This is a genomic window from Mesorhizobium sp. M1396, assembly GCF_040317725.1.
Classification (GTDB): Bacteria; Pseudomonadota; Alphaproteobacteria; order Rhizobiales; family Rhizobiaceae; genus Mesorhizobium.
In genome coordinates this window covers 37,398-59,527 of the sequence record NZ_JAMYLA010000031.1, presented here as the reverse complement: position 1 = coordinate 59,527, position 22,130 = coordinate 37,398, and the positions used below count along the sequence as shown (strand labels likewise).

Genomic DNA, 22,130 nt, shown 5'->3' with positions numbered 1-22,130 from the left:
GCACTTGCATCTATGTAAATGCATATGCATTGAACGTCAAGCTTGATGCAATTGCATCTATTGCCTATGCTGGGCCATGACCGAGACAGCCATGCCTTCGCCCGAAGCCATCAAGGCCTGGGCCCGCCTGATGCGCGTTTCGCGCCAGCTGGTGGAAAGCGCTGAAGAGGCGTTAAAGGCCGCCGGCCTGCCGCCGCTTGCCTGGTATGACGTGCTGCATGAGATCGCCGAGGCCGGCGAGGGCGGGCTGCGGCCGTTTCAGCTGATCGAGCGCACTCTATTCGCGCAATACAACATATCGCGGCTGCTGGCGCGGCTCGAGGCCGATGGGCTGGTGGAGAAGCTGCCGGTGGCCGATGACGGCCGTGGCCAGACCATCCGCATCACCACCAAAGGCCGCGAGACGCGGCGTCGAATGTGGGCTGTCTACGGACGGTCGATCGCCGAACTGGTCGGCGCCAAGCTCTCGGGAAATGAGTTGACCATGGTCTCGGCACTGCTTGGCCGACTGCGCCATCCGCCCATCGCGGACTGATGCCACGGCGCCGAGCCGGCTCGGCGAGGTCAAGCCGGATGGCTGCCCCAGAGAAACGCCAGCGTCGACAAAACACCGAGCGCCGTGCGAACCAGATGCAGATTGCCCCATTTGATGATCAGGGGCCTGGCTTGCGGATTGCCGGCGCCTGCATCCATCGCCTCCAGCACCCTGTTGGTCGGCATCATCGCGATCAGCGTCCACGGCCAGGGCAGGATGATCAACACAGCGCCAACTAGGAAGGCGAGACCGCCGGTCTGCCACCAGGCAATCAGGCCGAGAACGCAGGCGACAATGGCAATCGACGCCTGCATGGCGGCGCCGCGTTTGTAGGAAGGCTGCCATTCCTGCAGCAGTGCCTTGTCGTCGAGACGAAGCCGCGCCGGCTGTTCGGCGACGCCGACGTAAATCGCGGCGCCGGAGAATACGGCGGCAACCGTCAAGGCGAGCAATCCGATCAGCATCTTCTTTCCCCGCGCAAGCCGCCGCCGTCCAGAAAGAAATAGGGCTTGCAAGGCCCAAAACAATACGCCATAGATCAGGCGAACCGTAACGTACGGTACGGCTTGCCGAAATAACCGGCCGGCCTTACCTGCCGAGAGAAGAGCGTGTTGCACATCGTACCCGAGATCGACACCAGCCAAGCGCTGACAGAGCGGCAGAAGGCCGTGCTCGACGCGGCGTTGCGGCTGCTGGTCGAGGAGGGCGATCAGCTGACCATGACCGCCGTGGCGCGCCGCGCGAGCTGTTCCAAGGAAACGCTCTACAAATGGTTCGGCGATCGTGATGGGCTGCTGACGGCGACAGTGCAATGGCAGGCCTCGAAGGTGCGGGTGGCGCAGGTCGATGGCAAGGGGCTTGATCTCGCCTCGCTGACGGCAAGCCTCGAACGCTTCGCCTCGGACTGGCTCCAGGTAATCTCCAGCGATACCTCGATCGCGCTCAATCGCGTGGCGGTCGGTCATGCGGGCTCGGGCAAGGACGATCTCGGCGCCGTCGTGCTGGAGAATGGCCGCTTCGCGCTGGCCAAACGGCTGAAGCCGGTGCTTGAGGCCGGCCGGCGGGCCGGACTTCTGGAATTCGCGGATGCCGAGACGGCGTTCCGCACCTTTTTCGGGCTGGTCGCCCGCGATGTGCAGATCCGTCTGCTGCTCGGCGACCGGCTGGAATTGACTGAGGCGGCGATCGGCGGCGATGCCGCGCGGGCGACGCAGCAGTTTCTCGCTCTTTTCGGAGCAAAAACCGGCCGCAAGGCTGATTCATAAAACGGGAAGGAAGACAAAATGCGCGTCTATTACGATCGTGATGCCGATCTCAATCTGATCAAGGGCAAGAAGGTCGCCATCATCGGCTATGGCAGCCAGGGCAGGGCGCATGCGCTCAACCTCAAGGATTCCGGCGCCAAGGAGATCGCCATCGGCCTGAAGGCCGGCTCGGCGACCGCCAAGAAGGTTGAGGCCGATGGCCTCAAGGTGATGAGCGTGGCGGACGCCGCCAAATGGGCCGACCTGATGATGATGGCAACGCCCGACGAACTGCAGGCCGACATCTACAAGAACGAGATCGCGCCGAACATCCGCGATGGTGCGGCGATCGCTTTCGCTCACGGCCTCAACGTGCATTTCGGCCTCATCGAGCCGAAGTCGACGGTCGACGTCGTCATGATCGCGCCCAAGGGCCCCGGCCACACGGTGCGCGGCGAATACCAGAAGGGCGGCGGCGTGCCGTGCCTGGTCGCGGTCAACCAGGACGCCTCGGGCAATGCGCTCGATCTCGCTTTGTCCTACGCCTGCGGCGTCGGCGGTGGCCGTTCGGGCATCATCGAGACCAATTTCCGCGAGGAATGCGAGACCGATCTGTTCGGCGAGCAGGTCGTGCTGTGCGGCGGTCTGGTCGAGCTGATCCGCGCCGGTTTCGAGACGCTGGTGGAAGCTGGTTATGCGCCTGAGATGGCCTATTTCGAGTGCCTGCATGAGGTCAAGCTGATCGTCGACCTGATCTACGAAGGTGGCATCGCCAACATGAACTACTCGATCTCGAACACCGCCGAATGGGGCGAATACGTCTCGGGTCCGCGCATCATCACCGCCGAGACCAAGGCCGAGATGAAGCGCGTGCTGAAGGACATCCAGACCGGCAAGTTCACGTCGGAGTGGATGCAGGAATACCGCGCCGGCATGTCGCGCTTCAAGGGCATCCGCCGTATGAACGACAGCCACCAGATCGAGGAAGTCGGCGCCAAGCTGCGCGCGATGATGCCCTGGATTTCGAAGAACAAGCTGGTCGACAAGGCGAAAAACTAAGCGAAATCAGCACATTCCAAGACAGACAGCGTCTACAGCCGAATCGGAAACGGCGCCCCGTGGCGCCGTTTCCTTATTCTGTCGGTAAGTGGCTGCAGATCAGCTGTAGGGCGACCAGCACTGCTGGCGCGGGCCGTTGTAAGGCTGGAACGTGTTGTCCCAGGCGCGATACGACCGGTAACGGTTGTAGCACCATTGGACATGGGCACTCGAAAGCCGTCCTGCGCGGTAATAGCGGCGCGGCGCCGGCCTGTCATAGTAGTTGTAGTTGTTGTACATGCTGCCGAGGCTGAGCCCCAGCCCTAGGCCCAGGAGCGCGGCCGCTCCATCATCGTAATAGCGGCCGCCGCGATAATGATGGCGACCGTGACGCCAACGCCAGTCATTTCCGCCATCCCAGTTGCCGCGGCGCCAGTTGTCATGGTTCCAGTAGCGACGGCCGTCATGGCGGCGCCACCTCCAATTGTCACCGTAGAACTGACGGTCATTACCGCCCGCCCATTCGTCGCGGACCGGGGTGACCGTTGGCGCCACCGTGCTGGTGGGAATCGACAGTGTCGGCTGCATGATCGGGCCGGCAGCGGACGGTGCCGTGATGCCGGAGACGATACCGAGCGCTATTAGCCCGGATTTTACCGTGGACGAAAAGAGCGAATTCATTGCACTCTCCAAGGGGTACAGGCCCCACGCCAAGCCGAGGAATGGGCCTAATGTGGACGTTTGCATCTGAACGGCGGATGAACGGAAAGGTTCCGTCAACCATGGCGCGAAGGCGCCTAGGACCCAACCGGTCTCCGCTGGCGGTCCTGCGATCTTGTTTTCCGCGGCACTTGCGGGCAAAGGTCATGGCATGTCACTGCGCCTTGCCACCTTCAACGTCGAGAACCTGATGAACAGGTTCGATTTTTCCGGCTACCGCAACCAGCTCAACGAGGATCGCACGCTGGCGCTGTTCGATATCCAGAGCGAGGTGGAATACAAGATGCTGGAGCAGGCCCGCGCCATCGCACAGTCCGACGATACGCGCCAACTGACGGCGCTGGCGATCGCCGCCACCCGCGCCGACATCGTCTGCATGCAGGAAGTCGACAACATCGAGGCGCTGAAGGCGTTCGAACACGGCTACCTGTTCAAGATGGTGGGGCAAGGCTACCGGCAGAAATACACCACATCGGGCAATGATACGCGCGGCATCGACGTTGCCGTGATGATGCGCAACGAAACCGCGCAGGGCCAGCCGATCGAATTCGTGCGCATGACCAGCCACGCCCATGTCACCTACGAACAGTTCGGGCTGCACACGCCGGAACTGGCGGCACTCGGCAACCAGGCCAATGAGCGCATCTTCCGGCGCGATTGCCTGGAAATCGACATCACGGTGGGCAGCGTGCCGCTGACGCTTTACCTCGTGCATTTCAAATCGATGGGCTCGCCGCGCAATGGGCTCGACGGGCGCGAGGCGACCATGCCGATCCGCATCGCCGAGGCGCAGGCCGTGCGGCGGATCATCGAGGAGCGTTTCGGCAAGGACCACGCCGCCGACAAACGCTGGGCGATCTGCGGCGACATGAACGATTACCGCCAGCGCGTGACGGTCGCCGGCGATGCGATCGACGGCTACCGCTTCGAGGTGGTCGACGAGACCCTATCCTGCATCAACGTGCTGACGGCCGGCGGTTTCTGCGAAAACCTCGTCGAGCGGCGGCCCGAGATAGATCGCTGGAGTTTTTATCACACGCGCGGACCAGAAGAGCGGCATCTGTGCCAACTCGACTATATCCTGTTGTCGAAGGGGCTCGCTGCCAGCAACGCGACGGCCGTTCCCGACATCATCCGCAACGGCCAGCCCTGGCGCACGATTTTCCCACCCGGCCAGGAGGTCGACCGCTTTCCGCGCGCCGGCTGGGATCGGCCGAAGGCGTCGGACCATTGTCCGGTGGCCATCACCCTGGACATCGTTTGATACGCCCATGAGTTTCGACCTGCCGCGCAATGTCATCCTGCCCGTCGACGCCGTCGACGTCAGGCTCGATCCCCGTCCGCATCCCTTCGCCTGGGACAATGCAGAGGCCATCGCCGAGAATTGGCAGCGCGAAATCGCCGCCAATCCGGCGCTGTTCGATGGCATAGTGGTGCTGCTGTCGCAACTCGCGTACCGCGACAACCGTCTCGTCGGCCGCTGCCATGCGGTCAATTACTCGACTTTCCTGCTGTGGCGAAAAAGGCGTGAGAATTCGGGCGCCGAGCATGCCTATGCGCATGCCATGCTGGTGGCCGGCGACAATGCGCTGGTGGCGATCCGCATGGGACCGCACACGGTCAACGCAGGCAGCGTCTATTTCGCCGCCGGCTCGTTCGAGCCGATCGACTTTCGCGATGGTCTGGTCGATGTCGATTTCAACATGATCCGCGAGGTGCGCGAGGAAACCGGGCTCGACCTGTCGGGTGCCGAACGCGGCAAGCGCTACCACGCCCTGTCGACCAATAGCGGCACGGTGATCTTCCGGCGTTATCACGCGACAGCGCCCGCCGACGAGATCGCCCGGCGCATCTCGGCTTTCGTCGCCACCGAAACCGATCCGGAGATCGAGGGCCCGGTGATCATCCGCCATGCCGCCGACCTGCCGGTCGGGCTGTCGCCGCATATGAAGCCGCTGATCGAGTGGCATTTTGCGGGCAAGGACTCTCTGTTTTGACGCAATTCCGGACGGAAAACCGCTTCACACTTTTCCTGGAATTGCTCTAACCGCGCGTCTTGTTCTGCGCGTCCTTGCGATCGTTGCGAGCAGCGACGAGGAACAGGATAAAGCCGATGCCCAGCAAGCCGCCCATCGCCATTCCTATGGTCTGGCCGACGATCGCCTGAAAATCCGATGTGACGCGATCGGGATTGGCAAGGCCGTAGCGGGCGAGATACCACCAGATGCCCGCCAGACAGGCCTCGATGATGACCATCGCCAGGATCAGCCGCGCTTTTTTGCTCATCCGCTATTCCTCCGCCCAAGGCGAGTGCCCTAGCATCGCGAACGGTGCGGCGACAGTGGCGGAGCAAGGTGGAGCTGTGAAGACTGTGCAAAAGCCGGTCGGAGCGCTGGGAGCGTTTCCGACTGCGTTGCCCCTACTCGTGCCTTAGCGCATCGATCGGGTCGAGCCTGGCGCCGCGCAGCGCCGGGAAGAAGCCGAACACCATGCCGATCAGCGCGGAGAAGCCGACGGCGAGCAGGATGACCGCCGGGCTTGGCGCGAAGGGGATGGTCAGCGTTACGGAAGCGAGGCCGGCCAACGCCAGGCCGATCAGGATACCGATGATGCCGCCGAGCAGCGACAGCACCGTCGCCTCGACCAGGAACTGGATGAGGATGTGCTTTTCATGCGCGCCGATGGCCAGCCTGATGCCTATCTCGCGGGTGCGTTCGGTGACCGACACCAGCATGATGTTCATGATGCCGATGCCGCCGACCAGCAGGCTGACGCCGGCGACCGCGCCCAGCATGCCGGTCATGGTGGTGGTGGCGCTGGCCATGGCGTCGGCGATCTGGGTCATGTCGCGGATGGCGAAATCGCTCTCGCGCTCGGGCGTGATGCGGCGCGCATCGCGCAAAATGTCCTCGACGCGCGGCTGCAGTTCGCTGGTCGGCGTGCGGTCGTCGGCGGCGATGTAGATGTTGTCGATGTCGCGGTTGCCGGCGATGCGGCGCTGATAGGCATGCAGCGGCATCAAGACGACATTGTCCTGGTCCTGGCCGAAGCCGGTATAGCCCTTGGGCTCGAGCAGGCCGATGATCTTGCAGGAGGTGCGGTTGACGCGGATGATCTCGCCCTCCGGATCACCGGCGCCGAAGAACTGCTGGCGCACCGTCTCGCCGATCAGGCACACGCCGGTGCCCGAGCGGGTTTCGGAATCGCTGAATGGGCGGCCGGACACCAGCTTCCAGTCGCGCGCATCGAGATAGGCGCTGTCGGTGCCGGTGACGCCCGAGGTCAGGCTCTCGGTGCCGAAGATGACGCGGACCTGCTTTTGCGAGGCCGGCGAAATGGCGCGAGCGCCGGTCAGGTGCGCAACGAGCGCCGCCAGGTCCTTTTCGGCCAGCGGACGCGCCACCTGATCGAGCCCTCCCGGACCGCCGGGACCGGCCGGGCGGCCGGAACGGACGACCAGCAGATTGCTGCCGAGCTTGGAGATGTCGGCCTTGACCTTTTCGGTGGTGCCCGAGCCGATGGTGAGCATGGCGATGACGGCTGCAACGCCGATGACGATGCCGAGCAATGTCAGGAACGAGCGCAGCACGTTGCGGCGGATCGAGCGGAGCGAGAGGCGGACGGTTTCCCAGATCATGGCTACGCCGTCTCCAGCTTTATTGTATCGGAGGCGACGTGGCCGTCGAGGAAGCGAATGGTGCGTTCGGCATAGCCGGCAACGTCGGCCTCGTGCGTGACCATGGCGATGGTCAGGCCAAGTTCGGTGTTCAGCCTGGTCAGCAACTCCATGATCTCGTGCGTGCGGGCGGTGTCGAGATTGCCGGTCGGCTCGTCGGCGACGAGTAAGGTTGGGCGGGTAACGATGGCGCGCGCGATCGCCACCCGCTGCTGCTGGCCGCCGGAGAGTTCCGCCGGGGTGTGGTGTTCGCGGCCGACAAGGCCGACCTCCGCCAACGTCTGCATGGCAAGGTCGCGGCGCTGGCGGGCGGCAACGCCGCGGTAGATCAGCGGCAGTTCGACATTTTCGGCCGCCGTGGTGCGGGCCAGCAGATTGTAGCCCTGGAAGACGAAGCCGACATAGAGGTTGCGCAGCATGGCGCGGCGGTTGCGGTCGAGACGGCCGGCGTCGATACCCATGAAGGAATAGGTTCCGGCCGTCGGCGTGTCGAGGCAGCCGATGATGTTCATCGCCGTTGACTTGCCGGAGCCGGACGGCCCCATGATGGCGACGAATTCGCCGCGCTGGATCGCAAGGTCGACGCCGGCCAGCGCATGAACCTTGGCTTCGCCCTGGCCGTAGCTCTTCCAGACCTTGTCGAAGGTGATGAGCGTCGCGCTCGGGGCCACGGTATCAGCTCCGCTGCTGCGACGCTGTGATAACCTGAGCGCCTTCGTCCAGGCCGGAGGTGATCTCGGTCAGTTCGCCGTCGGTGGAACCGATCTTGACGTTGACCGGGCGCGGACGCCCGTTCTCCAGCACGTACAGCGTGCGCGAGCCATCGGTAGGCGCCGTCGCGGCCTGGCGCTGGCGGTTGCCGCCGGGGCGACCCATGCGGCCGGTGAACAGGTCGCTCATGCTCCACGCGCGGGTGGCAGGCGCCGTGGGCCGATAACGAAAGGCGGTGGCCGGCACGGTGAGCACGCCCTTGGCCTGTTTGGTGACGACCGAAACGGTGGCGGTCATGCCGGGTCGCAGCAACAGCTCGTTGTTGTCGACCTTGAGCCGCGCATTGTAGGTGACGACGCCGTCGGTGGTCACCGAGGCATAGGAGATGTCGCGGATCTCGGCATCGAACGGCCGCTCCGGGAAAGCATCGACGGTGAAGCGGGCATGCTGGCCGGATCTGACCGCGCCGATGTCGGCCTCGTCCACCGCCGCCACCAGTTCCATGTTTCTGAGATCTGCGGCGATGATGAACAGCACCGGCGCCTGCAGCGAGGAAGCGACCGTCTGGCCGGGGTCGACCGAGCGCGTCAGCACGATGCCGTCTATCGGCGCATAGATGGTGCTGTTGGCAAGGTCGGTCTGCTGCGATTTCAGATCGGCATTGGCGATGGCGAGGTTAGCCTGGGCGCTGTCGAGCGCGGCCTTGGAGCGATCGCGCGTCGCGGTCGCCGCCTCGAGCGACTGGTCGGTCGCCATGCCGCGCTTGGTCAAAGCCGCCGCGCGGACAAGCGCCTTTTCGTTCTCGGTCAGCGTCACCGTGGCGTCCTCGACATTGGCCGCCGCTGCCTTGGCCGAGGCTTCGGCCCGTTCGATCTGGACCTGCAGCTTGGTCGTGTCGAGCGCCGCCAGCACGTCACCCTTCTTGACCTGCTGGTTCTCCTCGACAGACACCGAACGGATGATCCCGGAGAGCTGGCTGGAAATATCGACCTGGGTGAGCGGCTGCAGCGTGCCGGTCGCCGACACCGCGACGGTGAGGTCGGCCTTGGCGGCAGGCACTGTGGTGTAATCAACCTTGGCCGGCGAGCCGGCATACCACTGATAGGCGCCAAGCCCGGCGGCGAGCACGATCAGCGCCGGCAGCGCATAGAGCCAGCCGCGCCGGCGCGACTTGCGCAGGTCCGTCTTGTCGAGCCCGAGCGCCGTCTCGATGGCGGAATCCGATTCCGTCTTTGGCAGATTGACAATCTGGTCCACGCTGGACCCCTATAATGGGCAATGTCTCTATCTGTGCACAGATCAGGCTTGACGGTTCAAATATCAAATTAAATTTCGCCCATGTTGGGATTGAGGCAGGAATGAAAACCCGGAATTACTTGCTTTACGACGTGTTTACGACCGAGCGACTGGCCGGCAATCCGTTGGCCGTCGTGCTGGACAGCAAGGGATTGGATACCGCCGCGATGCAGGCCATCGCGCGCGAATTCAACCTGTCGGAATCGGTGTTCGTGCTGCCGCCGGACAATCCCAAGCATAAAAACCGCATCCGCATTTTCACGCCCGACTATGAAATGCCGTTCGCCGGCCACCCGACGGTGGGTTCGGCGATCGCGCTGGCCGAGCTGGCGGAGGAGGGCGGCGCCGGCATCTTCGTGCTGGAGGAAAACATCGGCCCGGTGCGTTGTGCCGTCAGCAAGCATGATGGAGCGACCTTTGCCGAGTTCGACCTGGCGAAGCTGCCGGAGCCGCTGAAGCTGGAGGCCGACCCGGAGGCTATCGGTGCGGCCCTTGGCCTGACGCCGCACGAAATCGGTTTCGAGAATCATCGCGTCGCGTTCTGGTCGGCGGGCGTGCCCTATGTGACCATTCCGGTCGCCAATCTCGAAGTGGCGGGCCGCATCCGTCTGGACAACCAGGCCTGGTCGGAACTGGCGCCACGCAAGAGCGAGTGGGCCTTCGCCAGCCCCTATGTCTATTGCCGCGAGACGGTGAACCACGAAAGCGCCTTCCATGTGCGTATGATCGTGCCAGGCACGCCTTCCTACGAGGATCCGGCAACCGGCTCGGCGGCAGCGGCTTTTGCCGGCGCGATCATGCATTTCGACGCGCCGACCGACGGCATTTGGCAGCTGTGGATCGAACAGGGGTTGGAGATGGGCAGGCCATCGCGAATTCGCCTCGAACTGACCGTGGAAGGCGGAAAACTGGCCTCCGCACGCATCGGCGGTAATGCGGTCAAGGTGGCCGAAGGCAAGCTGTTCGTCTGACCATGTGCGGCACTTAAGCGATTTGTCGGGAAATGATTCCGGCAGGGCTGGACAGGACCGATGGTGGCGGCTATATGCCCGCCAACGCCGGTTTTTGCCGGCCGAGTGGGTGCGTAGCTCAGTTGGTAGAGCAGCTGACTCTTAATCAGCGGGTCCACAGTTCAATCCTGTGCGCACCCACCAAATTCTTCAAAGACTTGGTGGAAAGACCCTGGAACAGGGCGTGAACGTTAGGCGTGGTTTTGCGCGCCTCACGCCCCACATGGGGCTTTAGGCGAGCGCCACGTGCAGCAGCGTCGCGTAGGCATCGTTCAGCGCCAGGTGACGTGCCGGGAATCGTAGCCGAGCGAAGAGAACAAATAAAGAACTTCTTCTGGCATCTAGAATTCGTTTCGGATATATGTTCCCTGTTTGTCGGGGCACCGGAAGGACTGCGTCGTTCCGGTTAAGGGAGTACATGGGGGTGGTCATGACCGAGAACAACGTCGTAAAGCTCGCAAAAGCTATGCCGAAGTCTCCGGCTGTCGCGGAGACCAGTAGCGGCGGCAAGGCGTCTATCGCGCTCGGCGACTCCATGAACTGCTATTCACAATGGCCCAAGCCGACGGCCATCATTGCCGACGGTCCCTACGGGCTAGCGCTGTTTCCGGGAGAGCCACACACCGCAGATGGGCTCGACGAGTGGTACGCACCGCACATCGCGGAATGGTCGCGCGCCGCGACCCCTGAAACGACGCTCTGGTTTTGGTGTTCGGAGGTCGGCTGGGCCGAGGTCCATCACGTCCTGAAAGCGAACGGCTGGAGGTACAAGGCCGCGCACGTCTGGAACAAGGGCATCGGGCACATCGCTGGCAACGTCAACGGCGACACAATCCGCGGCTTCCCGGTCGTCACCGAAATATGCGTCCAGTACATCCGCGACTGGAGGGTGCCCACGGCCGAAGGCGAAATGCTGTCCATGAAGGACTGGCTGCGGCGCGAGTGGCTGCGCAGTGGCCTCCCCCTTTATAAGACGAACGAGGCCTGCGGGGTCAAGAACGCGGCGACCCGCAAATACTTCACCCAGTGCCACCTCTGGTATTTCCCGCCTGCCGACAAGATGGAGCAGCTGGCCAAGTACGCGACGAAGCACGGCGAGCCGACGAGCCGCCCCTATTTCTCCCTCGACGGAACCACACCCCTGACGGAGCAGCAGTGGTCCCGGATGCGTTCGAAATGGTCGCACGTCCATGGCGTCACGAACGTCTGGGACGAGCCCGCCGTGCGCGGCGACGAGCGGCTGCGGAGCCAGGGGATGAAGAGCCTGCACATCAACCAGAAGCCGCTCAAGCTGATCGAGCGGATCATCAACGCGTCGACTGACGTCGGCGACGTCGTTTGGGAACCCTTCGGCGGCCTGTGCGGACCCGGACCAGAAGTATTCGCTCTACGCTTTTGAGCGGCAGCCTCAGACGTTCCCCGACGTTGTTCTGCGCGCGTCCGGTCCGGACGTGGAGCCGAAGGTGATCCTCGGGATCGAGCTGAAGGGCTGGTATGCCCTGGCCAAGGAAGAGGAGCCGAGCTTCCGCTTCCAAGTCACCCCAGCCGTATGTGCGTCGGCCGACCTGCTGGTCGTCGTTCCGTGGACGCTGTCGAAGGTGATCTCCGGGTCGCCGCAGGTGTTCACCCCGTTCGTCATCGGGGCGCGGCATGCTGCGGAGTTCCGGAACTGGCACTGGGAGCATGCCAAAGGCGGGACGAACGACAACAGCCTCATCCTGTCGACGGTCTCGACGAACTATCCGATGAAGAGCGATGCGATCGCCGACCGTGCCGTGAGCGATGGCGGCGGCAACTTCGGGCGGCTGGCCCGGTCGGGCGTGATGAAGGAATACATCGAGAATCTCTTCGACGACAGGCTGTCGGGCATCCCACTTTGGGCCTGGCAGAAATTCCTCGGGCTCTTCAAGGAGAGCAAGTCCGACGAATTCATTGAGCGCGGCTTGAAGAAACTGGCGGCAAACCTGGCATCCGGCGGAAAGTCGGAGAAGTCGGTGGAGAGGCAGGCAAAGGTTCAGGCGCTGTTCCACGAGATATCGGACCTCCTTATCGCGGAGGAGCAGGCTACGCCGACGAAAAGAAGCCCTGAAGTCGAACCATACCCACCAAATTCTTCACAGACTGGTGGAAAACCTTGAAAGCGAGGCGCGTTTTGACGCGTCTTAGGTATGGGTTGGTTACGGTGCAGGCTTGCCGAGGCTGGCCTTGAACTTGACCTTCATGGCGATCTGACCGGTCACGGTGATCTGCGATCCGGCAGCGGCACCCATGCTGCGATCCCTGGCGTTGACGTTGGTGGTGACGTTGGTGACTTCGCAACTGTCGGCGATGGTTTCGATCACCATGGCGCAACTGCCGGCTGCGAGCTTGTAGAAGGAACGCAGCCCGGCCTCTTGCTGCGCGGCGATGTCTTCACCGTCCTTGACCGGAATGCTCATGGTGATGCCGGACTGCACCTTGGCAAGGCCGGCGTCATCGGCCCGCCGCGGCCCGCCTGTCTCGTCTGAGAAAACGCTGGCGCAACAGTGCTGCAAAGCAGTGCAATGAAAATTGTTGTCTTCAAATACATCGTTTGATCTCTCCATGAGCTTTTCTCGTCTCATGGAACAATCAAAAACGGCGTTATTATTTTTGCTCAATTACGTTGAGATTTTGACGGATTTACTTCTCCGACACCCCCGCCTCGGCAAAACTCGCCATACGGGCATGGCACTCCAGCGCCGAGCGGACGATGTTGACGGCGAGGCAGGCGCCGGAGCCTTCGCCGAGCCGCATGCCGAGATCGAGCAGCGGCGGCAGGCCGAGGGCTTCGAGCAGGCCACGGTGGCCGGATTCTGCCGAAACGTGCGCGGCAATTGTGTGGGCGAGCCCGGTCGGATGCAGCCTGGCCAGCGGAGCTACGGCGGCGGTGCAGACGAAGCCGTCGAGCAGCACGGGGATGCCTAGATGGCGGGCGGCCAGTGTCGCGCCGAAGATGGCGGCGAGTTCGCGGCCACCGAGCGCGGCAGCAACCCCCAGCGGATCGGCGAGGGCGGAGGCGTGGCGCTTCAGGCCGGCTTCGATGGCGACCACCTTGCGCCTCAAGCCGGCGTCATCGACGCCGGTGCCGCGCCCGGTCCATTTTTCAGCACCACCGCCGTACAGCGCCGCCGTAATGGCGGCGGCCGGCGTGGTGTTGCCGATGCCCATTTCGCCGAAGCAAATGAGGTCGAGGTCTTTCGTCACCGCGTCATAGCCGACCGATACGGCCGCCAGAAATGCCTTGTCGTCCATGGCCGGTACTTGTGTGAAGTCGCCGGTCGGATGATCGAGATCGAGCGGAATGACGTCGAGTTCGGCGCCAGCCACACGGGCGAGCTGGTTGATGGCGGCACCGCCGCCGGCGAAATTCGCCACCATCTGCACGGTGACCTCAGAAGGATAGGCCGACACACCTTGCGCGGTGACGCCATGGTTGCCGGCGAAGACGAAGACTTTTACGCGGTCGAGTTTTGGCATGTCGCGGCCCTGCCAGCGTGCCAGCCATGCGGCGATCGTCTCCAGCCGGCCGAGGCTCCCTTGCGGCTTGGTCAGGGTGTCCTGGCGGTGCGCAACGGCATTGGCCGCGGCATCGCTGCCGGCCGGCAGGTCGAGGCAAGCGGCGCGCAATTCATCGAGTGATTTGAAGGGCATGGGGGCAAAGTCTCCAAAAGGGAATCAAGTCAAAGGGGAATCAGGAAAGGGCTACTGAAGCGACGAGCAGCACCGCGATTTCACTCGCCTGTTGCAAGGCGCCGATCGTGTCGCCGGTCTGGCCACCGATCTGGTTGAGGCAAAGAGCTCGGAACGCGGCAAACAGCAGGCCGAGCAGGATGAGCGCGAAGACGGCGCCGCCCAGCCCGAGCAGGAGGAGCGGGATCGCGCCGAGCACGGCGCCGGCAATGGCGATTTCCTGCGAAACGGTGCCGGCGTCGGCCGACAGGCCGTCGATCCGCGCCGGCGGCAAGAGATGCATGAAGGCGCCAAGCACGCCGCGCGAGGCCGCGTGTGCGGCCACAAGGGCGAAGAGCGCCTGTGTGGGGTCGACGAGTTGCGAAAGGACGCTCCAGCGGATGAGCAGCGACAGAGCCAGCGACGCCGCACCGTAGGCGCCGATGCGGCTGTCGCGCATGATATCCAGTTTTTTGCCGCGCGCCTTGCCGCCGCCAAAGCCGTCGGCAACATCCGACAGCCCGTCCTCATGCAGGCAGCCGGTGGTGAGCAGGGTAGCCGCAAGGGCAAGGGCGGCCGCCGGAGCCATGGCAAGGCCAAACCGTTCCGCCGTGGCAAAGACGATGGCGCCGATCAGGCCGACGACGAGGCCGGCGACCGGTGCGGCCCAGATCGCCACGGCAAGGCCGCGGCCACGAAAATCGAAGACGGGCAGCGGCAGGCGGGTGAAGAAGACCAGGCAAAGCGCGATGTCATCGAGGATCTGCCGCGGTGAAAGAGCCAAGTTCTTGAACTTCATGCTCTAGCCCCTCGCAATGGCGTGGAAGAAGGTGCCGCTGACATGGCCGCGCCGATAGCCCGAGGCGCCGATCGGATTGCCCTGGCCGTCGGCGAGGTCGGCCAGCGGCTCGTCGTTACCGGCAGCAAGCATCTGCGCATAGTGGAATTCGTGGCCACGGATCAGCGCGCCAGCCGGGCCCAGCGGGCAGTCGGCACGCAGCCGCGCCTCGCGATAGCCCAGGTTCATCTTGCGCTTGGCAAAGCTGGTGGAATGGCCAAGCAGGCCGAGCATCTTGTGCGTTTCGCCAGACGCGTCCTCCAGCGCTTCACCAAGCACCATGAAGCCACCGCACTCGCCATGAATGGGCTTCGTCGCGGCAAAACGCTCCATCCCGGCGCGGAAAGTCGCGGCGGCGGCGAGCCGGCCGGCGTGAAGCTCGGGATAGCCACCGGGCAGCCAGCAGACATCGCAATCCTCGTCGGGTGCCTCGTCGGCGAGCGGCGAGAACGGGACGATTTCCGCGCCCGCCTTGCGCCAGTAGGCGGCGACATGCGGATAGAGGAAGGTGAAGGCGGCATCCTCGGCCAGCGCAATGCGTTGACCGGGCGGCACAAGCGCGTCGTCGAAGCCGCCGGGCGCTGGGGTGAGGGGCGTTGCCAGGGCCATGATCGCATCGAGGTCGAGCGACTTTTCCGCCATGTCGGCCAGCCGGTCGAGATGCGCCATCAGGTCAGCATATTCGCCGGCCTGGACGAGGCCGAGATGGCGCTCGGGCAGGTTGAGCGAGGGATCACGCAGGATGGCGCCGACGACCGGCAGGCCGATCGCCTCGATGGCGTCGCCCGACAGCCGGCGGTGCCGCTCGCTGCCCAGCCGGTTGAGCACGACGCCGGCCATGCGGACATCCGGATCATAGGTGGCAAAACCCTTGGCGACGGCGGCTGCGGTGGTCGACTGGCCGGACACGTCGAGCACCAGCAGCACCGGCAGGCCGTAGAGCCGCGCCAGGTCGGCCGCCGAACCGGTGCGGCCCGGCGAAGCCGGAATGCCATCGAACAGGCCCATGGCGCTTTCAAGGATGACGAAATCGGTGTCGTCCGCTGCCTGCGCCGCCAGCGCGTTGAGCAGTGACGGCGGCATCGCCCAGCTGTCGAGATTGACACCGGAAAGCCCCGTGGCTGCGGTGTGGAAGCCGGGGTCGATATAGTCGGGACCGGATTTGGCGCCCCGCACTTTCAGCCCGCGCCGGGTGAGCGCGCGCAGGATGCCGATGGTGACGCTGGTCTTGCCCGAGCCGGAGCGCGGCGCGCCGATGATGATCGCGCGAGCCGTCATGCTTCGCCTGCCAGGGCCGCGCGCATGGCGACGATGCCGCCGACGACGATCAGCGCCGGCGAGGCAAGGCCTGCGGCGACCGCTTCCTCGGCAATGGTGGCGAGCGTGGCAACGACAGTCCGCTCCTGCGGCGTCGTCGCGGCGACGATCACCGCCGCCGGGGTCGACGGCGCCAGCCCGCCGTCGAGCAGCGCCGCGGCGATCAGGGGCAGATTGGCCATGCCCATATAGACGACGACAGGCTGGCCGGTTCGGGCGATTGCCGCCCAGTCGAGATCGTCATCGGTGCCGGCGGCGTGGCCGGTGGCCAGGATCACGGCCTTGTTGATGCCGCGCATGGTGGCCGGGATGCCGGTCGCGGCCAGCGCGCTGAGCCCCGATGTCAGGCCGGGCAGGACGCGGAACGGGATAGCTTCTCGCGCCAGCGCCAAAGCCTCTTCGCCGCCACGGCCGAAAATATAGGGGTCGCCGCCCTTCAGCCTGACGACGCGGCGGCCGCCGCGTGCCAGCCGCACCAAAAGGGCGGTGATGTCGTCCTGTTTCATCGACGGTTTTCCGCCGCGCTTGCCAGCAAAGAAGAGCTCGGCATTTTCGGCTACGGCGACGACATCCGATGACACCAGCGCGTCGTAGACCAGCGCATCCGCCTCGGCCAACGCCGCCAGCACTTCCAGCGTCAGGCAGCCGGGGTCGCCGGGGCCGGCGCCGGCCAGCCAGACATGGCCTGGCTCGAGCCGGCGCGGCTTGAAATTCAGCCGGGACAAAGCTTTTTCGAGCGTGGCGTTATCGCCGGTATTTTTAGTGCTGCCGCTCACAATCCGTCCCGCCCGCGAAAACGCCGCTGATAGTGGGCGTCGTACAATGAACTCTCGCCAAAGCCCTCCGCCGCCAGCGAGCGGCCGACGAAGATGATGGCCGTGCGCTCCATCGGGTCGGCGGCCAGCAGCGCCTCGATGGTCGCCAGCGTGCCGGTCAGCACGCGTTCGTCCGGCCAGGAGGCGCGGAAGACGATCGCCACCGGGCAATCGCCGCCATAGTGTGGGGTCAGCTCGGCGACGACGCGGTCGATGGCGTGGATGGCAAGATGAATGGCGAGCGTGGCGCCGGTGCGGCCGAAGCCGGCCAGCGTTTCGCCGGGCGGCATTTTTGATGCGCGGCCGGAAATGCGGGTCAGCACCAGGCTTTGCGCGACCTCGGGAATGGTCAGCTCACGGCGAAGTGCGGCGGCGGCGGCGGCGAAGGACGGCACACCCGGCGTCAGCGTGTAGGGAATACCATGCTTTTCCAGCCGGCGGATCTGCTCGGCCACGGCGCTCCATACCGACAGGTCGCCGGAATGCAGGCGGGCGACATCATGGCCGGCGTTATGAGCGTCCAGAAATGCGGCCTCGATCTCGTCGAGCGACATCGGCGCGGTGTCGATCAGTTTTGTCCCCGGCGCGCAGTGCTGCAAAAGCTCGGGCGCGACGATCGAACCGGCATGAAGGCAGACCGGGCAGCTTGCCAGCAGCCTTGCGCCGCGCAGCGTGATGAGGTCGGCGGCGCCAGGACCGGCGCCTATGAAATGGACGGTCATGGCGCGTCTCCGCTGATGGCGATGGCGCAAGTGACCGGGCCGAGCACCGTGCGGGGGCCGAGCAGTTTTGCACCGGCGCCGGCGACGGCAAGGGCTGATGCCTCGGAAACCGATGGCGTGCCGGCCAGATCCTGCGAGAGGTCGGAATGGCTGAGCGTGTCCGGCGAGGCGGCCTGGAGCGCTGAGTCATCGACGACGATGACCGGAAGACGCAGCGCGCGGCCAGCGGAAGGGATGGCTTCTTCATCCTTCTTCAGCGCGGCAGTCGCCAGCGCCGAAAGCGCCGTCATCGTCAGCCCATGCGCTTCGAGCGCGGTTTCTATCGCGGCAAGCACGTCCTCGACACTCACGCCCTTTCGGCTGCCGATGCCCGCGACCATCATGGCTTCAGCCAGCTCCATTGGGTGACCGGCATGGCCGGCCGCCAGGCCTGCATCGAGCCGACGGGCGAAGCGCGGGATATGGCGATCCGGGTAAGGTCGCCGCCGAGCGAGACATGGCGGGCGAGAAGCAGGGTTTCCATCTCCAGCGTCACCGCATTGGCCACAAGACGACCGCCGGCGCGCAGGGCCTTGATGGCGGCGTTCAACACGCCGGCATCGCTGCCGCCGCCGCCGATGAAGATCGCGTCAGGCATGTCGAGCCTGGCAAGCGCCTTGGGCGCGCTGCCTACCACCACGACAAGGCCGGGAACGCCACAGGCGGTCGCGTTGCGGCCAATGCGGGCGGCGCGGATCGGATCGGCCTCGATGGCGATTGCGCGCATCAAGGGGTGGGCCAGCATCCATTCGATGCCGATGGAACCGGAGCCGGCGCCGATGTCCCACAGCAATTCGCCACGCCTCGGCGCCAGAGCCGACAGGGTGACGGCACGGATTTCGCGCTTGGTGATCTGGCCGTCATGGTCGAACAGATGATCGGCAAGGCCTGATGTGAGCGGCAGCACGCGCGCTTGCGGGCTAGAATCAATCTCGATGGCCAGCACGTTGAGTGGATTGATGTTTTCGAGGTCGAAGGCGTCGGCGCGGGCCGTGCGCCGATTCTCGTTTGGCCCGCCCAGCGCCTCCAGGACAGTCAGCCGCGACGCGCCGAAGTCGAGTTCGGTGAGCAGGCGAGCGATTGCCGCGGGTGCTTCGGCATCCGACGTCAGCGCCAGGATGCGCGCGTTCGGCTGCAACAGCGGGCGGATCAGGTCGAGCGGCCGGCCATGCAGCGAGACGGTATCGATATCCTGCAGCGCCCAGCCAAGCCGCGCGGCCGCCAGCGAAACGGCCGATGGCGCCGGGATGACATGCATCTCCCGGGGCTTGACCTTGCGGGCGAGGGTGGCGCCGACGCCATGGAAGAAAGGGTCGCCGGAGGCGAGCACGCAGACGTGCCTGCCGGCAAGGGCGAGTACGTCTCGCATCTCGGCATCGAAAGGAACCGGCCATGGGCGCGCTTCGCCCTTGGCGAAGGAAGTGACAAGCGCCAGGTGCCGCTTGCCGCCGTAGATGATCTCCGCCTGCGCAATCCGCTGCTTGGCCTCGTCGCCGAGACCCGCTAAACCGTCCTCGCCGATACCGACGATGGTGAGCCATCTTGAGGTGAGCTTGGCGCCGCGCGGACCCTTAGCAGGCATGATGACCCACCGCATTCTGATCCTCGGCGGTACCACGGAAGCCCGGCAACTGGCTGGAAAACTGACCGAGCGCGCCGATCTGTCGATCACGCTCTCGCTGGCTGGGCGCACCGAGAGCCCGGTTGCGCAGGGCGTGCCTGTACGAAGCGGAGGCTTTGGCGGTGCCGATGGGCTGGCCGCCTATCTCCGGGAGACGGGCGTCGACCTGATGATCGACGCCACGCATCCCTATGCGGCGCAAATCTCCGCCAATGCCGCGCAAGCCGCGCGCGCGGCCGGGGTGCCGATCCTTGCCCTGCGGCGCCCGGGCTGGGAGATTGTCGAGGGCGACCGCTGGACGCAGGTCGATACGGTCGGCGACGCCGTGCAAGCGCTGGGTCCCGCGCCGCGCCGCGTTTTCCTGGCGCTCGGCCGGCAAGAGGTCGCCGCCTTCGAAGCAGCGTCCCAGCACCACTATCTCGTTCGCAGCGTCGACCCGGTCGAGCCGAGGCTGGCGGTGCCGGATGCGCGCTATCTTCTGGCCCGAGGGCCGTTTCGCGAGCCCGACGAACGCGCTCTGCTCGAAGAGCATCGCATCGATGTCATCGTGTCCAAGAACAGCGGCGGTGAGGCGACCTATGGCAAGATCGCCGCGGCGCGGGCGCTTGGCATCGAGGTGATCATGATCCGACGACCTGATCTGCCGGATGTGCCTTCGGCTGAAACCGTCGAAGCGCTGGCCGCCATTGTTGATCAATTTGGGGTCGATCATTTTGTCGAGCCCGCTGCCGAACGGGGCGTGTAGACCAGCGCCGGTTTCTCCGCGCGCTTGATGATCCTGGTTTCCGGCGAGCCGATGATGATGCAGGTGGCCATGTCGGCCTTTTGCGCGTCGACGTCCGCCAGCAGATAGACCTCGATGCGCTCGTCCGGGCGGCCGGCGGCGCGGCCGAAAATCACCGGCGTGGTGCCAGGCAGGATCGCGGTCAGGCATTCAAAGGCGCGGCCGAGCTGCCAGGGGCGCGCCTTGCTGATCGGATTGTAGAGCGCGATGACGAAGCCGGCGCCGGCCGCCGCCAGCAGGCGCAGCTCGATCAGTTCCCACGGCTTCAGATTGTCGGACAGCGAGATGGCGCAGAAATCATGGCCGAGCGGCGCGCCGATGCGGGCGGCAACGGCAAGCATGGCGGTGATGCCGGGCACGACGGCGACATCGACCGTGCGCCATTCGGCCGGGCCGGCCTCGATCGCCTCGCAGACGGCCGCCGCCATGGCGAACACCCCGGGATCGCCGCCGGAGACGACAGCGACGTCATGGCCCTCGGCGGCTTTGACCAGTGCGTCCTTGGAGCGGGCAAGTTCCTCGCGATTGTCGGAAGCCACGCGGGTCTGGTCCGGGCGCAGTTCCAGCCGATCGAGATAGGGTTTGTAGCCGTAAAAGAATTTGGCCTCGGCGACGGCACGGCTGGCTTCCGGCGTGACCTGATCGGCATTGCCAGGCCCGAGGCCGATGACGGTGAGACGGCCGCTCATGCCTGCGCTCCCAAGACGCCGGGCCGGCCGGACCAGCCGGCGACCAGCACGATGGCGAAATAGGGGGCCTTGTCGTCTTGTTTGTCGGCAAGCTTCATCGAGACGCTGCCGGCCATGGTGCCGCGCTCGATATAGACGGCGCGCGTCAGCTTGCCGGTGGCTTCCAGCGCCCGCCTGATCTTAGGCAGGTTGCGGCCGACCTTCATGATGACGGCGGCATCGGTGTCGGCCAGCCGGCGGGTCAACTCGAACTCGCTCATCGTGCCCGGCAGCACGGTCAGAACGTCATCGCCCTGGACGATCGGAACACCAGTCTGCGACCAGCAGCCGGACATCGCGGTGATTCCGGGAATGACTTCTGTGGGGAAGCGATGGGCAAGGCGCACATGCAGATGCATGTAGGAGCCGTAGAAAAGCGGGTCACCTTCGGACAGCACGGCAACCATTCGGCCTGCCTGGAGGTGCTCGGCGACCTTCTCGGCCGACTCCTCGTAGAAAGCCGTGATCTGCGACCGGTAGTCGTCGTGATCCTTGTCGATTTCCGTGGTGACAGGGTAGAGCAACGGCAGTTCCGTCATTTCAGGCCGGAACTGGGCCTCGACGATGGCGCGCGCGTTGCTGTTGTTGCCACGCTTGGCGAAATACGCCACGACATCGGCCTCGGCCAGAGTCCGCGCGGCCTTCAGCGTCAGCAGCTCGGGGTCACCGGGACCGGTGCCGACGCCAACGAGACGACCTTTGACAAGTGCGTTCACAGGCCAGGCCTCGCCAACGAATTGAGCGCGGCGGCAGTCATGGCGCTGCCGCCAAGCCGGCCGCGCACGATGGCATAGGGAACGCCGTAGGAATTCTCGGCCAATGCATCCTTGGATTCGGCCGCGCCAACGAAGCCGACCGGCATGCCGATGATGGCCGCCGGCTTCGGCGCCCCGTCGCGCAGTTTTTCCAGGAGATAAAACAGTGCGGTCGGTGCATTGCCGATGGCGACCACTGACCCCGCCATGCGCTCGCCCCACAAATCGATCGCGGCGGCCGAACGGGTGTTGCCGATCTCCCTGGCAATGCCGTGCGTGAGCGGGTCGCGCAAGGTACAGATCACCTCGTTGCCGGCCGGCAGCCTGGCGCGGGTGACGCCATGCGAGACCATCTCAGCGTCGCAGAAGATCGGTGCGCCAGCCGCCAGAGCGGTGCGCGCGGCGGCGACGAAATCGGTGGAGAACACGAAATGACTTGATGCTTCGACCTGACCGCAGGCATGGATCATGCGGATGGCGACATCGGCCTCGGCTTCGGAGAAGCGCGAAAGATCAGCCTCGGCGCGGATGATGGCGAAGGAGCGCTCGTAGATCGCCGTGCCGTCATGGATGTAGTCGTAGGCGGCCATG

26 protein-coding genes and 1 tRNA gene are annotated in these 22,130 nt (G+C 64.9%); 10 read left to right on the top strand and 17 right to left on the bottom strand.

Annotated features, from left to right (window positions below):
• The first annotated feature begins 76 nt into the window (after window positions 1-76).
• Window positions 77-535: a MarR family winged helix-turn-helix transcriptional regulator gene (locus tag NKH02_RS20560; protein ID WP_352881041.1), complete on the top strand. Its 459-nt coding sequence runs from the start codon at window positions 77-79 to the stop codon at window positions 533-535.
• Between the two features lie 29 nt (window positions 536-564).
• Here NKH02_RS20560 and NKH02_RS20555 read toward each other — a convergent pair whose 3' ends face one another.
• Window positions 565-999: an anthrone oxygenase family protein gene (locus tag NKH02_RS20555; protein ID WP_502913843.1), complete on the bottom strand. Its 435-nt coding sequence runs from the start codon at window positions 997-999 to the stop codon at window positions 565-567.
• Window positions 1,000-1,143: 144 nt separating this feature from the next.
• Between NKH02_RS20555 and NKH02_RS20550 the strand changes: the two genes are divergently transcribed.
• Window positions 1,144-1,800, top strand: a complete 657-nt coding sequence (locus NKH02_RS20550; protein ID WP_352881039.1) for a TetR/AcrR family transcriptional regulator — start codon at window positions 1,144-1,146, stop codon at window positions 1,798-1,800.
• 18 nt (window positions 1,801-1,818) lie between these two features.
• Window positions 1,819-2,838 (top strand): ketol-acid reductoisomerase, encoded by a 1,020-nt coding sequence (gene ilvC, locus NKH02_RS20545; protein WP_023757108.1) that lies wholly within the window; start codon window positions 1,819-1,821, stop codon window positions 2,836-2,838.
• A gap of 99 nt (window positions 2,839-2,937) precedes the next feature.
• Here the strand turns inward: ilvC and NKH02_RS20540 are convergent, their stop codons facing one another.
• A complete protein-coding gene (locus NKH02_RS20540) occupies window positions 2,938-3,498 on the bottom strand; it encodes a BA14K family protein (protein ID WP_352881036.1) in 561 nt (186 codons plus the stop codon).
• Between the two features lie 190 nt (window positions 3,499-3,688).
• Here NKH02_RS20540 and NKH02_RS20535 point away from each other — a divergent pair, with 190 nt between their 5' ends.
• Complete coding sequence (locus NKH02_RS20535) at window positions 3,689-4,801, top strand: endonuclease/exonuclease/phosphatase family protein (RefSeq protein ID WP_352881035.1); 1,113 nt, start codon at window positions 3,689-3,691, stop codon at window positions 4,799-4,801.
• A gap of 7 nt (window positions 4,802-4,808) precedes the next feature.
• A complete protein-coding gene (locus NKH02_RS20530; protein WP_352881033.1) occupies window positions 4,809-5,534 on the top strand; it encodes an NUDIX hydrolase in 726 nt (241 codons plus the stop codon).
• Between the two features lie 46 nt (window positions 5,535-5,580).
• Here the strand turns inward: NKH02_RS20530 and NKH02_RS20525 are convergent, their stop codons facing one another.
• The 4 genes from NKH02_RS20525 to NKH02_RS20510 form a co-directional block, all read right to left on the bottom strand.
• Window positions 5,581-5,823 (bottom strand): hypothetical protein, encoded by a 243-nt coding sequence (locus NKH02_RS20525; protein WP_352870932.1) that lies wholly within the window; start codon window positions 5,821-5,823, stop codon window positions 5,581-5,583.
• 133 nt (window positions 5,824-5,956) lie between these two features.
• The gene (locus tag NKH02_RS20520; protein ID WP_352870933.1) at window positions 5,957-7,174 is read right to left on the bottom strand and encodes an ABC transporter permease; all 1,218 of its coding nucleotides are present in this window, start codon (window positions 7,172-7,174) and stop codon (window positions 5,957-5,959) included.
• Window positions 7,175-7,176: 2 nt separating this feature from the next.
• Window positions 7,177-7,884: an ABC transporter ATP-binding protein gene (locus NKH02_RS20515; protein ID WP_352870934.1), complete on the bottom strand. Its 708-nt coding sequence runs from the start codon at window positions 7,882-7,884 to the stop codon at window positions 7,177-7,179.
• Window positions 7,885-7,888: 4 nt separating this feature from the next.
• On the bottom strand, window positions 7,889-9,181 hold the full coding sequence (locus NKH02_RS20510; RefSeq protein WP_352881031.1) for an efflux RND transporter periplasmic adaptor subunit: 1,293 nt from the start codon (window positions 9,179-9,181) through the stop codon (window positions 7,889-7,891).
• A gap of 101 nt (window positions 9,182-9,282) precedes the next feature.
• Between NKH02_RS20510 and NKH02_RS20505 the strand changes: the two genes are divergently transcribed.
• The 4 genes from NKH02_RS20505 to NKH02_RS20490 all read left to right on the top strand — a co-directional run bounded on the left by NKH02_RS20505 (window position 9,283) and on the right by NKH02_RS20490 (window position 12,368).
• Complete coding sequence (locus NKH02_RS20505; protein ID WP_352881030.1) at window positions 9,283-10,191, top strand: PhzF family phenazine biosynthesis protein; 909 nt, start codon at window positions 9,283-9,285, stop codon at window positions 10,189-10,191.
• 107 nt (window positions 10,192-10,298) lie between these two features.
• Window positions 10,299-10,374: transfer RNA gene (locus NKH02_RS20500), tRNA-Lys, on the top strand.
• 286 nt (window positions 10,375-10,660) lie between these two features.
• Window positions 10,661-11,629, top strand: coding sequence for a DNA methyltransferase (locus NKH02_RS20495; RefSeq protein WP_352881028.1), 969 nt, complete (start codon window positions 10,661-10,663; stop codon window positions 11,627-11,629).
• Window positions 11,630-11,693: 64 nt separating this feature from the next.
• Window positions 11,694-12,368 (top strand): hypothetical protein, encoded by a 675-nt coding sequence (locus NKH02_RS20490; RefSeq protein WP_352881026.1) that lies wholly within the window; start codon window positions 11,694-11,696, stop codon window positions 12,366-12,368.
• A gap of 39 nt (window positions 12,369-12,407) precedes the next feature.
• Here NKH02_RS20490 and NKH02_RS20485 read toward each other — a convergent pair whose 3' ends face one another.
• From NKH02_RS20485 to cbiE, 8 genes are all read right to left on the bottom strand, one after another.
• On the bottom strand, window positions 12,408-12,815 hold the full coding sequence (locus NKH02_RS20485) for a hypothetical protein (protein ID WP_352881024.1): 408 nt from the start codon (window positions 12,813-12,815) through the stop codon (window positions 12,408-12,410).
• A gap of 76 nt (window positions 12,816-12,891) precedes the next feature.
• Window positions 12,892-13,902 (bottom strand): nicotinate-nucleotide--dimethylbenzimidazole phosphoribosyltransferase, encoded by a 1,011-nt coding sequence (cobT, locus tag NKH02_RS20480; RefSeq protein WP_352881022.1) that lies wholly within the window; start codon window positions 13,900-13,902, stop codon window positions 12,892-12,894.
• A gap of 40 nt (window positions 13,903-13,942) precedes the next feature.
• Window positions 13,943-14,719, bottom strand: coding sequence for an adenosylcobinamide-GDP ribazoletransferase (locus NKH02_RS20475; protein WP_352881021.1), 777 nt, complete (start codon window positions 14,717-14,719; stop codon window positions 13,943-13,945).
• A 3-nt stretch (window positions 14,720-14,722) separates the two neighbouring features.
• Complete coding sequence (locus tag NKH02_RS20470) at window positions 14,723-16,036, bottom strand: cobyrinic acid a,c-diamide synthase CobB (RefSeq protein ID WP_352881019.1); 1,314 nt, start codon at window positions 16,034-16,036, stop codon at window positions 14,723-14,725.
• Window positions 16,033-16,851, bottom strand: a complete 819-nt coding sequence (gene cobA, locus NKH02_RS20465; RefSeq protein WP_352881018.1) for a uroporphyrinogen-III C-methyltransferase — start codon at window positions 16,849-16,851, stop codon at window positions 16,033-16,035. The genes NKH02_RS20470 and cobA overlap by 4 nt, the downstream gene beginning before the upstream one ends.
• Entirely contained in the window at window positions 16,848-17,612 is a 765-nt protein-coding gene (cobM, locus tag NKH02_RS20460) for a precorrin-4 C(11)-methyltransferase (protein WP_352881016.1), read from the bottom strand. Before cobM ends, cobA begins: the two co-directional genes overlap by 4 nt.
• Complete coding sequence (locus NKH02_RS20455; RefSeq protein ID WP_352881014.1) at window positions 17,609-17,995, bottom strand: cobalamin biosynthesis protein; 387 nt, start codon at window positions 17,993-17,995, stop codon at window positions 17,609-17,611. Before NKH02_RS20455 ends, cobM begins: the two co-directional genes overlap by 4 nt.
• Window positions 17,992-19,233, bottom strand: a complete 1,242-nt coding sequence (gene cbiE, locus NKH02_RS20450; RefSeq protein ID WP_352881012.1) for a precorrin-6y C5,15-methyltransferase (decarboxylating) subunit CbiE — start codon at window positions 19,231-19,233, stop codon at window positions 17,992-17,994. The genes NKH02_RS20455 and cbiE overlap by 4 nt, the downstream gene beginning before the upstream one ends.
• A 1-nt stretch (window position 19,234) precedes the next feature.
• On the opposite strand from cbiE, the gene NKH02_RS20445 reads away from it, so the two are divergent.
• The gene (locus tag NKH02_RS20445) at window positions 19,235-20,017 is read left to right on the top strand and encodes a cobalt-precorrin-6A reductase (RefSeq protein WP_352881011.1); all 783 of its coding nucleotides are present in this window, start codon (window positions 19,235-19,237) and stop codon (window positions 20,015-20,017) included.
• On the opposite strand, the gene NKH02_RS20440 is transcribed toward NKH02_RS20445, so the two are convergent.
• From NKH02_RS20440 to NKH02_RS20430, 3 genes are read right to left on the bottom strand one after another with little or no spacing between them, the layout of a single operon-like run.
• Window positions 19,981-20,745 (bottom strand): precorrin-3B C(17)-methyltransferase, encoded by a 765-nt coding sequence (locus NKH02_RS20440; RefSeq protein ID WP_352881009.1) that lies wholly within the window; start codon window positions 20,743-20,745, stop codon window positions 19,981-19,983. The genes NKH02_RS20445 and NKH02_RS20440 overlap by 37 nt on opposite strands.
• The gene (locus NKH02_RS20435; protein WP_352881008.1) at window positions 20,742-21,500 is read right to left on the bottom strand and encodes a precorrin-2 C(20)-methyltransferase; all 759 of its coding nucleotides are present in this window, start codon (window positions 21,498-21,500) and stop codon (window positions 20,742-20,744) included. Before NKH02_RS20435 ends, NKH02_RS20440 begins: the two co-directional genes overlap by 4 nt.
• Window positions 21,497-22,129: a precorrin-8X methylmutase gene (locus NKH02_RS20430; protein WP_352881006.1), complete on the bottom strand. Its 633-nt coding sequence runs from the start codon at window positions 22,127-22,129 to the stop codon at window positions 21,497-21,499. Before NKH02_RS20430 ends, NKH02_RS20435 begins: the two co-directional genes overlap by 4 nt.
• Window position 22,130 lies beyond the last annotated feature (1 nt).

Coding starts and splice junctions, on each gene's coding strand:
- NKH02_RS20475 (WP_352881021.1), bottom strand. CDS start 14,719: ATGAAGTTCAAGAACTTGGCTCTTTCACCGCGGCAGATCCTCGATGAC.
- cobT (WP_352881022.1), bottom strand. CDS start 13,902: ATGCCCTTCAAATCACTCGATGAATTGCGCGCCGCTTGCCTCGACCTG.
- NKH02_RS20535 (WP_352881035.1), top strand. CDS start 3,689: ATGTCACTGCGCCTTGCCACCTTCAACGTCGAGAACCTGATGAACAGG.
- NKH02_RS20555 (WP_502913843.1), bottom strand. CDS start 999: ATGCTGATCGGATTGCTCGCCTTGACGGTTGCCGCCGTATTCTCCGGC.
- cbiE (WP_352881012.1), bottom strand. CDS start 19,233: ATGCCTGCTAAGGGTCCGCGCGGCGCCAAGCTCACCTCAAGATGGCTC.
- ilvC (WP_023757108.1), top strand. CDS start 1,819: ATGCGCGTCTATTACGATCGTGATGCCGATCTCAATCTGATCAAGGGC.
- NKH02_RS20525 (WP_352870932.1), bottom strand. CDS start 5,823: ATGAGCAAAAAAGCGCGGCTGATCCTGGCGATGGTCATCATCGAGGCC.
- NKH02_RS20520 (WP_352870933.1), bottom strand. CDS start 7,174: ATGATCTGGGAAACCGTCCGCCTCTCGCTCCGCTCGATCCGCCGCAAC.
- NKH02_RS20485 (WP_352881024.1), bottom strand. CDS start 12,815: ATGGAGAGATCAAACGATGTATTTGAAGACAACAATTTTCATTGCACT.
- NKH02_RS20470 (WP_352881019.1), bottom strand. CDS start 16,036: ATGACGGCTCGCGCGATCATCATCGGCGCGCCGCGCTCCGGCTCGGGC.
- cobM (WP_352881016.1), bottom strand. CDS start 17,612: ATGACCGTCCATTTCATAGGCGCCGGTCCTGGCGCCGCCGACCTCATC.
- NKH02_RS20540 (WP_352881036.1), bottom strand. CDS start 3,498: ATGAATTCGCTCTTTTCGTCCACGGTAAAATCCGGGCTAATAGCGCTC.
- NKH02_RS20455 (WP_352881014.1), bottom strand. CDS start 17,995: ATGATGGTCGCGGGCATCGGCAGCCGAAAGGGCGTGAGTGTCGAGGAC.
- NKH02_RS20560 (WP_352881041.1), top strand. CDS start 77: ATGACCGAGACAGCCATGCCTTCGCCCGAAGCCATCAAGGCCTGGGCC.
- NKH02_RS20445 (WP_352881011.1), top strand. CDS start 19,235: ATGACCCACCGCATTCTGATCCTCGGCGGTACCACGGAAGCCCGGCAA.
- NKH02_RS20495 (WP_352881028.1), top strand. CDS start 10,661: ATGACCGAGAACAACGTCGTAAAGCTCGCAAAAGCTATGCCGAAGTCT.
- NKH02_RS20430 (WP_352881006.1), bottom strand. CDS start 22,129: ATGGCCGCCTACGACTACATCCATGACGGCACGGCGATCTACGAGCGC.
- NKH02_RS20440 (WP_352881009.1), bottom strand. CDS start 20,745: ATGAGCGGCCGTCTCACCGTCATCGGCCTCGGGCCTGGCAATGCCGAT.
- NKH02_RS20505 (WP_352881030.1), top strand. CDS start 9,283: ATGAAAACCCGGAATTACTTGCTTTACGACGTGTTTACGACCGAGCGA.
- NKH02_RS20530 (WP_352881033.1), top strand. CDS start 4,809: ATGAGTTTCGACCTGCCGCGCAATGTCATCCTGCCCGTCGACGCCGTC.